This window comes from Peribacillus sp. NPDC055009, from assembly GCF_053608705.1.
On record NZ_JBSGVZ010000022.1, the window covers coordinates 46,582 to 60,981 of the forward strand.

Below are 14,400 nucleotides of genomic sequence, written 5' to 3' on the forward strand. Positions count from 1 at the left end.
TATATACATGAATGATCTGTTGTGTTTTAACCTAATTTTTTCGTTCAACATATCTTATTAGCTTAATTCCACTTTAGTAATTTCAGATAAATGATCCCCACTTAAAATCGAGCCTTCGTCTGCAACAACATATTCAATAACAGTCGGGCTTATGGTTCGAATATAAACAAAAGCCGAATCATCCACATGCTCAATTCGAAGCTTTTTCCTCTGTGCCTGCTTAATATCAAGCTGGTTGGTACTAGCTTCCGGCAGGCTTGTGTAATAAATTTCAAAATCTTCTTCTGACGCATCAATGAAAAGATGCCATTTGTTATACTCTTCTTCTTGATCAATCATTGTTTTTAATTTACCTTTTCTCCCGATGCCAAGAAAATACTTGAACTTTGATTCACCATTCACCATATCGCGGTCAATAACTTTTATACTTCCGCCTTTTCTGCTTTGTACAAGTCCAAAGGCAACGCCCGTTTTTCCTGTAGGAGCTGTTAATATATCTCGGTTAACCACTCTGTTTCTCTCTTCTTGCTTTAAATAAGCGCCTTCTGTCCCCAGTGGCGGGAGAATCTCAAAAAGATCATTAGATACTTCTCCCCAGTTTTGAGTGCTCTGCACTTCCCTTTCAATCCATTTATTAAATAGATTCATGACGACCGGGGATTTACTTGAATTACCCGCAAGCAGGATATTCACTTTATTAATTCTACTGTGTTCTGACCGGGCAAAAGCGCGCCTTAATGACTCAAAGAAATTTTTAATGCCTTTTTCAATTCTTTCCTCAATCAGTTGTTCCATTTCATCTTGATCGATCAAAAGTTCCACATTGAGTTTTGCGTGACCTGCTTTGTCAAACAAGTCAGCCCGGATCATGCCTTTTCCAAACTGTTCTTCATACCGTTCATGCCTTTCCCAAAGCGGCCTTAATTTTTCTACCAATTGTTTCGTATTTAAATAGGATTCTTGTGACTCATTTATCAGCGTTTCACTTCCGGGAAATTTCACACATTCTGCTGGGAGAGTAAAAGGAATGTTTAGCTCACGCATTGTTCTTTGGTTGTTTTTAAACACTTGGAACGCCAAAAGCTCTAGCATGTTCTCCCCACCTAAATAACGGTCCCCTCCCGCTGCAAAATGCTCGATGACATAATCATACCTGCTTTCTTTCAAGCCCGCTTCACGCCAAATCCCAAAATCAAAATCTGTCGTTCCTCCACCAAAATCAAACACGCCATAGTACGTTTTTTCATCCTCTTCAGGTTCAAACCCGTATTCCTGTAACGCACAAACGGCATAGGCAGCAGGTTCACTCGCCCCAGCGGTGACACGAAACTTTTTCATTAATTCTTCATCCTGCTGAATCGGCATAGGAAGCGTCTTTTTTAACCCACGCTCAAAGCACTTAAGAATTTTTTCCCTTACCTCTTTTTCATACGTCACCGGGAAAGATAAGGTGTAGTCCAGGTAAATTCCATTGTTCTGGTTATTGATATACAATCCGAGGTAGTAGGCATATAATTCAATTGGATTGATTTCCTGATCGGTTAAGTCCAAAAAGGAACGCAGTACAACGGCATACCCCCTCTTGTCCTTTAATCGGAGTTCGTTATTCTTTTCCCCAGCCCACTGCTTTAGATTATTCAATATGGAATAGTAATGGTCACTCTTTCCATTCATCAAGTTGTTAAGGGCATTATGGGAAACCGTCACATCCTGCCACCTTGTATCTGGTCTTCCTTCTTTTTCTTGATAAAGCTCCAGGAAATGTTCTAAATCGATAAATTCGATCACGGTTGGATTTTCATAATGCCAGTCTTGTACTTCCGTGTTAAGGTAGCCAATCCCTATACGCATGGGAAGAGTAAAATCACTTTCTTCTTGATGGACGACCACTGTACTTTTCGTTCCAAAGTCAATACCAACTATGCCGTCCTCCCTAATATCCATTTTAGGGTTTCTGGCCATTATTTCTTCGTTCAGTTTTATCGTTAAAGGTTTTTCAGCAGAGTGGACAGGCCATAAATCCCAATGTCCCCGGTTTGGATCTGTTAACATCTTTTCGTCATATGTATCAATATCAGCTCTTACTTTTTCAGATTTTAAAAGCTTCTCATAAAACGTCTTGGAATCGATAGCGATCGATGGCAATTCTTTTAGAAAACTTTCCTGATCTAAACCCTTTAATTGATACAATTCCAGCAAATAATCATACTCCTTCTGGCGTTCTGCGCTTAATCCGCTTGGAACCAATCGGTTTTCCAGCCAGAGATGGAGAGCCATTCGGTCATTGATTTCAAAGGCATTTTCCGCATTTAAACGGAAAACGGGAACGAAAAATCCTTTTCCCAGCAAATTGTTTTTTTGATTTACTACATCGTAGCTTTGAATGTCGTACCCGTTGGATTTAAACGCTATCGATTTAGAAGAGTTAGCCGTTTGATTGGCAAATATCCTTGAAATGGAAGGATTTTTACTCGCGGAATAATCGTCTAAAGTTAGTATTCTCTTATATACAGGATGATCGGTTGTATTGAAACTTTTCACAGCCTCTTCCCGAGTCATGGCATCACCCTTAAAACCGGAAACGTCCAGATGCTTTTTGTAGTCAAAATCCTCGTCCACTAATTCATAGTATTTTCTATAAGGAAATAAAGCTGCAATGTTGTGATCATATATAATATTCCCGTTATTCATGTAAACCCATCTGGAACGGAGCATCTTTTTAATGTCTTGAAAGAAGCTCGCTTCATCCTTGAAGAGGGTTTCTTCTGCACTCTGATATAAATGGCTGATTAAAGATTTCAATTCTTTATAAGTCATTGAAATGGCAGAGACCGGAACGGTTTGGGAATCAGGTGAGAATAGAACCTGCTCTTCGTTCTTATTCATTAAGTATATGGAACTGTCTATGTTGTTTTTTTCAGCTAAGCTTGTTACGTTCTCATGCGGCTCTTTATCTTCTATCGTTTCTTGTTTTTCAACTTCTTTTAATAATTCTTCTGAAATTGCATCACCAGAATCCAAATAACATATCAGATCACCAATCTTGACTATAGTGTCCTCCGCTACATTCAATTCTTTAAGGGTACCTTCTTTTTCTGAAAAGAGGTCAAATTCGATGCCCTCACAGCTGAATTTGGCTAAGCTTTCGCCAACCGTAATATAATCGCCTGGCTGCTTATACCATTGCATAAGAAGGATTTTTTCAATGCCTTCTTCAATCTCTGGGATAATTATCGATGTCATTGTATTTCTCCTTTAATATCATTCTCTTTTTCGCCTGCTAGATTCTCACAACCGATTTTTTTATGGTTTTACCATTAATGCTTATATAACCCGGCAGCAGGATGTCCGTAATGTTCCCTGATATTTTGCTATTGAGGGCCCTTATGTATAAGTCTTCCCTGAAGACCTCATTCATTTTCACTTGCTGTATTTTATATAAAGGGGTATCGTATGTTTTACCGTATTCTTGAAAGAAATACAGAAAAAGGGCGAGCAAAATCTCTCTTTCCTGCTCTCTTCCTTCCATAATCTCGTTTTTAATAAAATCCCACAAAGATGAAATGTTTTCATATTGCACACCACAAACAATAAATTCCTGCACCGACCCGCCCTTGAAAATTCCTTTTAACGAATTTTTAGTGGTTTCGGATAATTGATGAACAGCTTCGTAAAGTTCTTCCGCTTCCCGATAGTCAGCTCTTCTCTTTTGCAATTCAGTAAAATAGGCTTCCATTTTCTCATTTAGATGGGTAATCTTTATTTGGTACTCACTAATTTCCTCTTTCTTCGACTCAATCTCTTGTTGGAGTCTTGCTATTTCTTTTTCTTTTCCTCTCAGCAGCTCCTTATATTCCCCCATTTGACTAAACGAGGCCGCTTCAGCTATTGCTTTTATCTTTTCAATGACCCTTTCGTCTTGAAGGGAAACCATTAATGACTCAATAAAACCATCATCTAACTCTTTATTCATCTCTTCACTCCTTTCAAAGTGTTAACCAAACCTATTCGCTCTGTATATGTATGAAAAGGTTTTTTTGCCATAGAAAAATCCCCTCCCAGATAGACTGTTAGGAGAATACAACCATAACTTATATTCCAAGAAAGCAGTAGTGAGATTACTTATTTTCAAAAATGCGTATATACCGTATTAATGAAGTATTGATAATATGATGCTTACTATCACTTTTCACAATAAAATACTCACAGTGCTCCATCCTTTTCAAGACTTCTTGTAAAACATCCTCTTTTTTACTGCTCAATCCTTTTTTTATTTTCTCCCACTTAACATCAGCGTCAAGAGTATAACAAACATTGAATTCCTTTAACAGGTTAATCTTCCCCTTAAATGCTTTAGTTTCTTTATCTGTTTTTATTGTTAATATCTAATCCAAATTCAATAATCAACAGTATTAAATCATGTGATTTTTCCTCAATCCGATATACTGTCTCCATAGTACTACTTAATAATATTCGTTATGATCATATTGTTTAAGTGGGTTGAAATAACTAGGGTTAAACAGCCTGTTTACTGGATAAGAAAAGGCCTCCCATCAATAAACTGTGGGAGGACTTCAACTTTAAAGACATTCACATGTTAGATGAGCACCGATGATTACACATGCTCCCCATCCATATACAAACGCGAACAAAAAAAGCCCTTCTCGTTTGAGATGGCCTCTAGTTATGCTGTTCCAGCGCAATCATTTAACTTTTAAATCGCATTGCTTGATGCTAGTGGATTCTTGATTGTTCGCATACATGTTTGTATGGGAGCTTAAACAAATTATCCATAACAGCAGTAACACAATCCTCGCAATAATAATTGACGAACTCTCTACCTTGTTCAAAAAGTGGTGTCATCGTATCTATGTCAGCCCATTTAAAACAGTAAATACACATTTGCCTCATGATATATCACTCCTTTTTCATACAGAAATAATTGGTAATAATCAAAAGAAGAATATGTGCTACCTGTCGACATCATTCATGAAACGATACTCTTTCTTCGTAAGTAACCCAGACCATTAATAGGCACAGCATAGGAATAAACCGCTATCATTTATATACCACTTTACCTGAATATTAAACCACCCCCAAAAACATTATTCGTTGCCGTCGATCTTTTCACCAAGATTCTTTCTCTTTTGGTGGAATTTCACCCAGGATTAAAATTTGCGTTTACTCCGTTTCCTGATTGGAAATAACATAATAAATCTTTTAACTATAAACAGAGTAGGAGTGATATTTTTGAAAAGGCATTCCAAAAAAATCAAACATAAAGCAAAAACTACTTTGAATAAAATAAAGACTAATATTAAGGAAACATTATTTGATATCTCAGACATTCGAGCAACATCTGTACAGCAATTGGCTGATTTTACACAACATCACCCTGATACAAAAGTCACCAAGAAACAAATGCTTGGAATTTCCTATGCCTTCTATAGTTTAGAAACAGAAGGGTATCATTATTATTTAGAAACCAACAAATCCAAAATTTTGCAGTTGGATGGGTATTATAAGAATAAAAAAATGGTATCTTATCGATCATATAGGGATTATTATCATTTAAATACACCATTTAAATTTCCCATCTAAAATTTCGAGTCTAAGTTATTTAAAGGCTTGTACAATTTGAACATTGTTTTACCTCTCAAGAAACTCACTTTCCTTGCAGGAGTCTCACACCAGTTCCAATCAACTTTGTTTTAACATTTAAATGGACCCCTTTTGTTACATAAAAAAAGAGCTGCCAAAGCAGCTCTCTTTTTGAAGGAAGGTACCTTCTCCAATTCATGAACGGTCATTGATAAATGCTTGTCTCTTTTGTCTCTTTCCATCACTGCCAGTTTGTGTGAAAGACCCCTGCTAAATCACGTCGCTCATAGGTATGTGCCCCAAAATAATCACGTTGTGCTTGCAGTAGGTTAGCATTTGAAATGCCTGTACGATAACTATCGTAATAAGTAAGTGAAGAGCCTAAACATGGAAACGAGATGCCAGAATTTATTCCCTCACAGACAACCTTTCGCAATCCTGCCTGGTAATTTGCAACCTTTTCAGCGAAATATGGTGAAATCAATAAATTGGCCAGATTCGGCTGCTCTTGATAGGCTTCGCTAATGACATTTAAAAATTCTGCCCGAATGATGCAGCCGCCGCGGAAAATAAGCGCAATATCCTTTAAAGGCAAGTCCCAGCCGTTAAGTTCAGAACTCATTTTATATTGAGTGAAACCCTGCGCGTATGCACAAATCTTGCCCATATATAATGCTTGCCTAATATAGTCAATCCACTCATTTTTATCTAATTGTTGCTGAACGTTCTCAGGCCCTGTTAGAATGTTTTCTGCATGAACCCGTTCTTCTTTTAAAGCGGAAATGTAGCGAGCAAACAAAGACTCGGTAATAATCGATGCTGGTATTCCGTTATCAATTGCTTGCATACTGGTCCATTTCCCTGTGCCTTTTTGTCCTGCCTTATCAAGAATCACATCGATCAAGGGTAAGCCCGTTACTTCATCTTTCTTCCTTAAAATTTCCGCTGTGATTTCGATTAAATAACTTTTCAGTTCGCCTTCATTCCATGTTTCAAAGATGTCAGCAATTTCATTAACCTCCAAATGCAATTTTTCTCTTAAAAACGTATAAGCTTCGGCGATTAATTGCATATCTGCATACTCAATCCCGTTATGTACCATTTTCACAAAATGACCTGCCCCTTTTGGACCGATATAGGTACAGCAAGGAGCATCATTTACTTTGGCTGCGATTTTTGTCAGGATTGGAGCTACTTTTTCATAGGCGTCCTTATCTCCGCCTGGCATGATTGAAGGTCCTTTTAACGCACCGACTTCCCCACCGGAAATACCAATTCCTACATAACTGAATCCTTTAGATTTCAATTCATCATATCTGCGTTCAGTATCTTCGTAATGGGAGTTACCGCCGTCCATGATAATATCGCCTGATTCAAGATGAGGAAGTAATGAAGTGATCACCGAGTCGATCGGTTTACCCGCAGTCACCATTAGAAAAATCTTTCTCGGTGTTTCCAGTGACTGAACAAAGTCTTGGATCTCGTAATATGGATGAATCGACTGACCGTCCAATTCAGCAACAAGCTGATCCGTTAAATCTCTTGTGTAGTTATAGACAGCCACTTGTTCCCCTTTACTAGCCATATTTAAAGCGATATTACTGCCCATTACCCCTAAACCAATGACACCAATTGTATTGTACATTTTATTTCTGCTCCTTCTATGTAAGAATAATAGGCAGTAAATCCCTGCCATAAGTGGGGGATTTACTGCCGGGAAAGGCTTATACAAATAAGCTTAGTAATAGAATAAATCCTAATCCAGCTACTGAAATAATTGTCTCAAGCAAAGTCCACGTTGCAAATGTTTCTTTCATGCTTAAACCAAAATACTCTTTAAACATCCAGAAACCAGCATCGTTAACGTGTGAAGCGATTAAACTTCCCGCTCCTGTCGCAAGTACAACTAGAGCAAGGTTAACGTCCGTCTGACCTAACATCGGAATAACTAAACCAGCTGTCGTTAAGGCTGCAACGGTAGCAGATCCCAATGAAATACGCAGGATTGCCGCGATGATCCAGGCAAGCAAGATTGGTGATAATGATGTTCCTTTGAATAATTCAGCTACATAGTCACCTACACCGCCGTCGATCAATACTTGTTTGAAGGCTCCGCCGCCCCCAATGATCAAGAGCATCATTCCGATATGCAGAATCGCTGATGTACAGGATTCCATAATATCTTTCATAGGAATCTTTCTTGCTAACCCCATTGAATAGACCGCAAATAATAAGGAAAGTAACATGGAAGTACCTGCTTCACCAATGAAACGGATAGCTGCCAGTAAACCATTATCTTCAAATCCGATTGTTTTTTGCATCAAAGTGATAATCGTAGCAATTGACATTAATATAACCGGAAGTAAAGCGGTAAATACACTGATTCCAAATCCAGGTGTATCTTCAAGTTTAAATGATTTTTGTTCTCCTAAAGAGGCAATGCTGCCTGTTTTCGTAAATGATTCAGGTACTAATCTTTTGGCTATTTTCGTAAATACTGGTCCAGCCAAAATAACGGTTGGAACCGCAATGATGAAGCCATAAAGTAAAACCTGGCCAATGTCTGCACCATATTCACCAGCAATAACGGTTGGTCCTGGGTGTGGCGGTAAGAAACCGTGTGTTACGGATAATGCCGCTACCATTGGAATACCAAGATACAATATCGAAACTTTTAATTCCCTTGAAATCGCAAAAACGATTGGAATCAATAATACTAAGCCCACTTCAAAAAATAAGGCGACACCGATAATAAATGACGCTGCCACGACAGCCCATTGAATATTCTTTTCCCCGAATTTTTTAACAAGGGTCATGGCAATGCGTTGCGCTCCGCCTGAATCTGCGATCAACTTACCCAACATCGCTCCAAGTCCAAAGATTAACGCTAAGTGGCCAAGTGTTCCGCCTAATCCAGCTTCAATGGTTTTGACAATTCCGTCAAGTGGCATCCCAAGTGCTAAAGCCACTCCAAACGATACAATGATCAAGGAAATAAAGGTGTTTAATTTTAAGCCCATTATTAAAATTAATAAGGCGACAATTCCTAAAGCGACAATAACTAATGGCATTGTAATCCCCCCATGTCTTTACTTTGCAGCATTTATTAAGTTTCTTTGATAATCCGCAATCTGTGTATACTCGTTTTCCAATACCCTTGATAGGTTAATGAAAATCGGCAGCAGCTGCCTATATTCTTTTACAGAATCAGCTATCGGTGTGTGCTTGTGGGTATTGCCTATCATTTCAGAAACTACTTCGAAGGAATCAATTTCCCCAGCGGCATATAACCCTAATATACAAGCACCAAGGCATGAACTTTCGTAGCTTTCTGGAACCACGACTTCCGATTCGAAGATATCGGACATCATTTGCCGCCAAACCGCCGACCTTGCGAAGCCTCCCGTAGCTTGAATTCGGGTCACGGGACCGTCCATGCATTCGGTTAAGGCTAAAAATACTGTGTATAAATTGTAAATGACTCCCTCCAGAGCCGCTCGAATCATATGTTCTTTCTTATGCGACAGTGTTAATCCGAAAAATGAACCCCGTACGTCCGGATTCCATAATGGTGCACGTTCACCTGCAAGATATGGATGGAATAACAATCCATCAGCGCCTGGTCTTACGCGTTCGGCAATCTTGGTCAAAACTTCATAAGCGTCGATTCCGAGTCTTTTAGCTGTTTCCACCTCAGAAGAAGCAAATTCATCGCGAATCCAGCGAAGGACCATCCCACCATTGTTTACCGGCCCGCCAATCACCCAATGCTTTTCCGTTAAGGCATAGCAAAAGATTCTTCCTTTTTCGTCTGTTTTCGGCTCATCAATAATCGTCCGAATCGCACCGCTCGTCCCAATCGTGACAGCGATTTCACCTTTACGGATAGCGTTTACACCTAGATTTGAAAGGACACCATCACTTGCCCCAATGACAAAAGAGGTTTCTGGATCAATCCCGATCTGTTTGGCTAAATCCGGGTCACAGTTGTTAAAGATTTTTGTTGTTGGTACGAGTTCAGATAATTGATCACGCGTTATTCCAGCAATTCTTAGGGCTTCCTCATCCCAATCCAAATTTTTGAGATTCAACATGCCCATCGATGAAGCAAGGGAATAATCGACCACATATTGATCAAAGAACTTTTTAAAGATATATTCTTTAATCCCGATATATTTTTTAACATTGGTTGCGATCTCCGGGCGATCATTCACGATCCAGGTGATCTTGGATAATGGCGACATCGGGTGAATCGGTGTTCCGGTTCGTTTGTAAACTTCATGCCCATCTAATTCATCCTTTATCTTATGGGCCCAAGCTTCACTGCGATTATCTGCCCAAGTGATGCAAGCGGTTAGCGGCTGGTCATTTTCATCCATAGCTATAACACTATGCATCGCACTGCTAAATGAAATGAATGTTGGTTTTTTATCTGGATGCTGCTTCGTTATATTTGAAAAGGCTTTCAGAACAGCCTGGAAAATCTCCTCAGGGTCTTGTTCCGCCGTTGTCATATCCGGTGTGTAAAGAGGATAGCCAATATTCTCTTGCTGGATGACATCGCCTTTTTTCGTGAATAGTACAGCTTTTGTACTTGTTGTACCGATGTCTACACCTAACATATAGCTAGTCATTTTCTTGTTCGACTCCTTTTGAAAGCATCTGTTGGGCCATCCATAAGTCTTCAACTTTCTCTTGAACATCATCAAAGTTTTCATGTAACGACTTAATCATGATGTCTCGATCCTTTGTTTTGATCGCATCAATATAAAGTTGATGATTATTTATGATCCGTGTAAAGTCTTCATACTTTTCTTTAAAACGACTGCGCATGGATAGAAGAATCAAACTTTCCATCACAGGTTTTAAATTATCCCAGATCATCAGGATGTAGGAATGATCGATGGATCGAATGATCGTTTCGTGGAACAGAACATCCTGATAGGAAAACTCATCCGCATCAAGGTATTTTATGGACACTTTCATCATTTCCAATATTTTACTAAGTTCCATTACCAATTCATTCGTGTTCATCCTTACTAAACGTTCAAATACAAATGTTTCGATGAGTATACGTACATCATAAATTTCTGAATACTTTTTTTCTGTTAAACCAATGACAACCGCACCCATTCTTTCTAATCGGATGATATTTTCAGAGGCCAGTATTTTTAACGCTTCACGAACTGGTGAGCGGCTTACACCAAAATCAGCAGCTAATTTATTTTCAGATAGGATGGCACCGCTTTCAATCATCCCCGAAATAATACGCATTCTAAGCTCGGATGTAACACGATCACCAGCTGAAGCTTTTGAAAGCCATTTTACAGGATAAAGAAATTCCTTTGATTCAGCCATATATTCACCTCTATTAGAGTTCAAGTACACTTGTATACAAGTATTATAATCTTAAAATAATTAGTAATGCAAGTTTTTTAAATTCAATTGGATTCTCGTTAATATAGTCAAGTTTATTGGGAGTTTAGAAGGTTCTGGGGCAAAAATAATGCTGAACCACAGGGTGGTAATATCTGTTAATCGAGGGATTAAGCAGCTACTCTGAACAACTTCTGAATGAATCCAACGTCATTTTGGGCAGACTTTGCCCGTTGATGAGGTTAGAACCCTATTAGAGTTTGCACGTTACTGGTCGGCTAGTATAGGTTGCTACTCGCGGAGATCTAGCTGCCTTCCAGATAGCCCTCATTCACCTATAAAAAAAGCTATCACTGATAAACCTGCTTGCGTTTGTCTTCGGCCTTGCCTTGTTCTCTTTGACTTGCTTCTAGGACTTGTTGTGATGTTCGAGCGAGCACAGGTCGCTACTCGCGGCGATTTAGCCCTTCGCAGGAGCACTGTCCTACATTTTCTTGGTTGTTAAAATCGAAAGGGGGCAGGATTTTGCTGATGTTGATTTACGGCATGGTAAGAAGTTATCGAGCTAATTATGAATGCGTAGAATATCTACAAACAACAAAGCAGTGCATCCCGAAAATTTGGGATCACTGCTTTGTTGTTTGTAATTCAAAGGAGCAGGAAAGAAAACTTCTTATACTCTAGAGACCTGTCTCTTGGTAAGGCTAAATAATATAGAAGCTAAATGCAGTAATTATTGCTTAAACAAGCTTTTTGCAAAAGGCCGATAAGGAGTATTATTTTGTCGATATCTACTCAGAATTTGTAGATATTTCTCGGGAAATTGTTGAAATTTGAAAATAGTGATTGCGAATAGTTGGAACAAAGGAATTTCTACTTTTGATTTGTTTGCCTTAGGTTTAAATAGTTATTAACGGAAATTAACACCTGAATATCGTAAAGGAGACTAAAATAAAGGTAATGAATCCTTTTCTTATTGAAGTAATGCTTCGTAATGGTTTTTTTGTAGTTCAGTTTTAAGCTGTGACATGTCGTTTGTCAGTTAGATGTTCATTTCACGTGTAGCTGTGAGTTCATTGGTTAAAAGATTAAGCTCTCTTTTAATTGAATGAGAGCATGGGTTAAATTGTCATATGTATCGCGTATCGCTATCTCTGTTTCATTGGTTCCTTCTCATCTTACTTTTTCTTGATACAAGGGTCTTTAGCTATATCGTTTAGGGGGCTGCCCGTATCGCGTAACACTTAAGCGTTTCGATGTCGGATTGAACGAAGGAATGTTAATTTACATATTTTAACAATTAATATCCATTTCGCTCTAAGTTTTAAACATACTTACAAACATTGATTTTGCATCTCCACTTCTTTGCCACTTCCTTGAAAGAGGATCCTCATTCATTCGGATGTATATACTGTCGCATATTGGACCTTCCTTTCTATTAAAGATGAAGGTTCCTTGGATTTATTTTCATGTTATATCGCCCAGCGATACGAAACACACAAAAGAACAGATAGGCCCCTTTCTTGAGGAACACTATTGAGGACATAGATCTTGCTGGAGCTGGGAAACCGTTGGTTTAAGCTGAGACATATCGTTTGTCAGTGGACGTTCATTTCAAGCGAAGCTGTGAGTTCATTGGTAAATCTCACGTATTTGTTTGGAATTATGGGTTAAGTCGTCATATATACCGGGTATCGCAATCTCTGTTTCATTGGTTCCTTCTAATCTATCTTTTTGTAGATAAACAGGTCTTTAGCTGTACCCTCTAGGGACTTGTCCGTATCGCGTAGCGCTATGTGCGCTTCGATGTCAGATTGAATAAAGATAGGCAACCACCATCTTAAAAACTCATATCCGTTTCGTTCTAAGTTTTGACCATACTTTTGAACAGTGGATGTGCATCCCCTATTCTTCTTTCACTACATTAGAAAAGAATACTCGTTCATTCGGAGGTATATCATGTTTGCATATCAAACGCCGCTTTACTATTAAACCTAAAGGTTCGAATTTATTTGCAAGTTATATCGCCCAGCGATACGAAACACACAAAAAAAGAGCCGATCAATCCCTGTCTGGAGCACCTCTAGTAAGAATGACTCCTGTTTTTGAATGCAAGGTGTACTTTGTTTTAGTTGCATATCGCTTAAACAAATCCCCAATGAATTTCAATTGAGCCTTTGATAGAACGTCCGCTACATTGGTATCGCCGAGCATTTACATAACTGGTGCCAAATCCTGTAAAGTTGAAAAATTCTTTCTTAATTCTGTTTTTCAGCTAGCGAATCATATATGACACTATGAATTTTTAGGATTCGCATCTCAATGCTTTCATCCATCATTATTTATTTGAAAAATATTTATCAAATGTATCTTCATCAATAATTTGCTTCCACAAATCAATACACAGCTAGGCAAAAAACCTTAACAGTCACCTTATTTTCTGAATATGGAGAAAAGCGCCCGCCATTTTTCGGAACGTTTTTGTATAGTCTCTTCTAAACGTTTATTAAATTCATTTTGTGAACTCCATTCCTTTTTCTGTTCGTCCCGCATATTTTGTATTTCTTTTTGTAAGAGTTCACTTTTTTGTTTTTCTTGTTCCAGCAATGTTTCGTAATGGGTATTTTGTTGTTCTGTTAATTGTTCAATTTTAGAATTAGTTCTTTGCGCTGAATTTCCAATACTAGAACTTATAACATGATGATCTTGCTGGAGCCGGGAAACCTTTGTTTTAAGCTGTGACATATCGTTTGTCAGTTGGACATTCATTTCACGTGTAGCTGCGAGTTCATTGACTAAAAACATTAAGACCTCGTTTAATTGATTGGGATCGTGGGGTGAATTTTCATATGTATCGGGTATCGCTATCTGTGTTTCATTGGATCCTTCTAATCTTTCTTTTTGTTGATATACAAGGTCTTTAGCTGTATCGTCTAGGGGCTTGTCCGTATCGCGTAGCGCTATAAGCGCTCCGATGTCAGATTTAACAAAGATACGTCGATCTCCATCTTTCAAAAACTCATATCCATTCCGCTCTAAGATTTGACCATATTTTCGAACAGTGGGAGTTGCAATCCCCACTTCTTCTGCCACTTCCTTGGAAGAGAAAGCTCGTTCATTCAGTTGTATATCGCGTCGCATATCGGACCTCTTTTCTATAACTAGTTGTATCTGTAGTCTACCTGACCTTAAATTTTCTGTCTAGATAAGTATAGCCTATCCAGAAGTCGTTAGGGATAGCGATAAGATTTCCTTTTCCTTTCTTCTGATTTGTTTACTTACATTAGCATTCCATACCATTCAAATTGATGAAAGACTCGTGAAAATGCTGAAACACAATAAGATTAAGCAAAAAGAAATAAAACTTCAGAGAATCGTTCCTTTACACCAGTTTGGACCGATTCTATTATTTTTTCACACTAA

8 protein-coding genes are annotated in these 14,400 nt (G+C 38.4%); 1 reads left to right on the forward strand and 7 read right to left on the reverse strand.

Features of this window, described 5'->3' with window-relative positions:
• Window positions 1-57: 57 nt before the first annotated feature.
• Both ACWF5P_RS23465 and ACWF5P_RS23470 read right to left on the reverse strand, forming a co-directional pair.
• Window positions 58-3,243, reverse strand: coding sequence for a biotin/lipoyl-containing protein (locus ACWF5P_RS23465; RefSeq protein WP_452445361.1), 3,186 nt, complete (start codon window positions 3,241-3,243; stop codon window positions 58-60).
• Between the two features lie 37 nt (window positions 3,244-3,280).
• The gene (locus ACWF5P_RS23470) at window positions 3,281-3,973 is read right to left on the reverse strand and encodes a hypothetical protein (RefSeq protein WP_434168331.1); all 693 of its coding nucleotides are present in this window, start codon (window positions 3,971-3,973) and stop codon (window positions 3,281-3,283) included.
• A gap of 1,277 nt (window positions 3,974-5,250) precedes the next feature.
• On the opposite strand from ACWF5P_RS23470, the gene ACWF5P_RS23475 reads away from it, so the two are divergent.
• Window positions 5,251-5,601 carry a hypothetical protein gene (locus ACWF5P_RS23475; RefSeq protein ID WP_452445362.1) on the forward strand — a complete coding sequence of 117 codons (351 nt, stop codon included), beginning with the start codon at window positions 5,251-5,253 and terminating at the stop codon, window positions 5,599-5,601.
• A 241-nt stretch (window positions 5,602-5,842) separates the two neighbouring features.
• Here ACWF5P_RS23475 and gnd read toward each other — a convergent pair whose 3' ends face one another.
• The 5 genes from gnd to ACWF5P_RS23500 all read right to left on the reverse strand — a co-directional run bounded on the left by gnd (window position 5,843) and on the right by ACWF5P_RS23500 (window position 14,118).
• Window positions 5,843-7,246: a decarboxylating NADP(+)-dependent phosphogluconate dehydrogenase gene (gene gnd / locus ACWF5P_RS23480; RefSeq protein WP_434168329.1), complete on the reverse strand. Its 1,404-nt coding sequence runs from the start codon at window positions 7,244-7,246 to the stop codon at window positions 5,843-5,845.
• Between the two features lie 79 nt (window positions 7,247-7,325).
• Window positions 7,326-8,672, reverse strand: coding sequence for a GntP family permease (locus ACWF5P_RS23485; protein ID WP_101225629.1), 1,347 nt, complete (start codon window positions 8,670-8,672; stop codon window positions 7,326-7,328).
• A gap of 18 nt (window positions 8,673-8,690) precedes the next feature.
• Complete coding sequence (gene gntK / locus ACWF5P_RS23490; RefSeq protein WP_101225628.1) at window positions 8,691-10,235, reverse strand: gluconokinase; 1,545 nt, start codon at window positions 10,233-10,235, stop codon at window positions 8,691-8,693.
• Complete coding sequence (locus tag ACWF5P_RS23495) at window positions 10,228-10,959, reverse strand: GntR family transcriptional regulator (RefSeq protein WP_101225627.1); 732 nt, start codon at window positions 10,957-10,959, stop codon at window positions 10,228-10,230. The genes gntK and ACWF5P_RS23495 overlap by 8 nt, the downstream gene beginning before the upstream one ends.
• Before the next feature lie 2,451 nt (window positions 10,960-13,410).
• The gene (locus tag ACWF5P_RS23500) at window positions 13,411-14,118 is read right to left on the reverse strand and encodes a hypothetical protein (protein WP_101225625.1); all 708 of its coding nucleotides are present in this window, start codon (window positions 14,116-14,118) and stop codon (window positions 13,411-13,413) included.
• Window positions 14,119-14,400 lie beyond the last annotated feature (282 nt).

What these genes read in the sequence shown, in the direction of transcription:
- ACWF5P_RS23500 (WP_101225625.1), bottom strand. Translation starts at nt 14,118, where the DNA reads ATGCGACGCGATATACAACTGAATGAACGAGCTTTCTCTTCCAAGGAA.
- ACWF5P_RS23485 (WP_101225629.1), bottom strand. Translation starts at nt 8,672, where the DNA reads ATGCCATTAGTTATTGTCGCTTTAGGAATTGTCGCCTTATTAATTTTA.
- gnd (WP_434168329.1), bottom strand. Translation starts at nt 7,246, where the DNA reads ATGTACAATACAATTGGTGTCATTGGTTTAGGGGTAATGGGCAGTAAT.
- gntK (WP_101225628.1), bottom strand. Translation starts at nt 10,235, where the DNA reads ATGACTAGCTATATGTTAGGTGTAGACATCGGTACAACAAGTACAAAA.
- ACWF5P_RS23470 (WP_434168331.1), bottom strand. Translation starts at nt 3,973, where the DNA reads ATGAATAAAGAGTTAGATGATGGTTTTATTGAGTCATTAATGGTTTCC.
- ACWF5P_RS23465 (WP_452445361.1), bottom strand. Translation starts at nt 3,243, where the DNA reads ATGACATCGATAATTATCCCAGAGATTGAAGAAGGCATTGAAAAAATC.
- ACWF5P_RS23495 (WP_101225627.1), bottom strand. Translation starts at nt 10,959, where the DNA reads ATGGCTGAATCAAAGGAATTTCTTTATCCTGTAAAATGGCTTTCAAAA.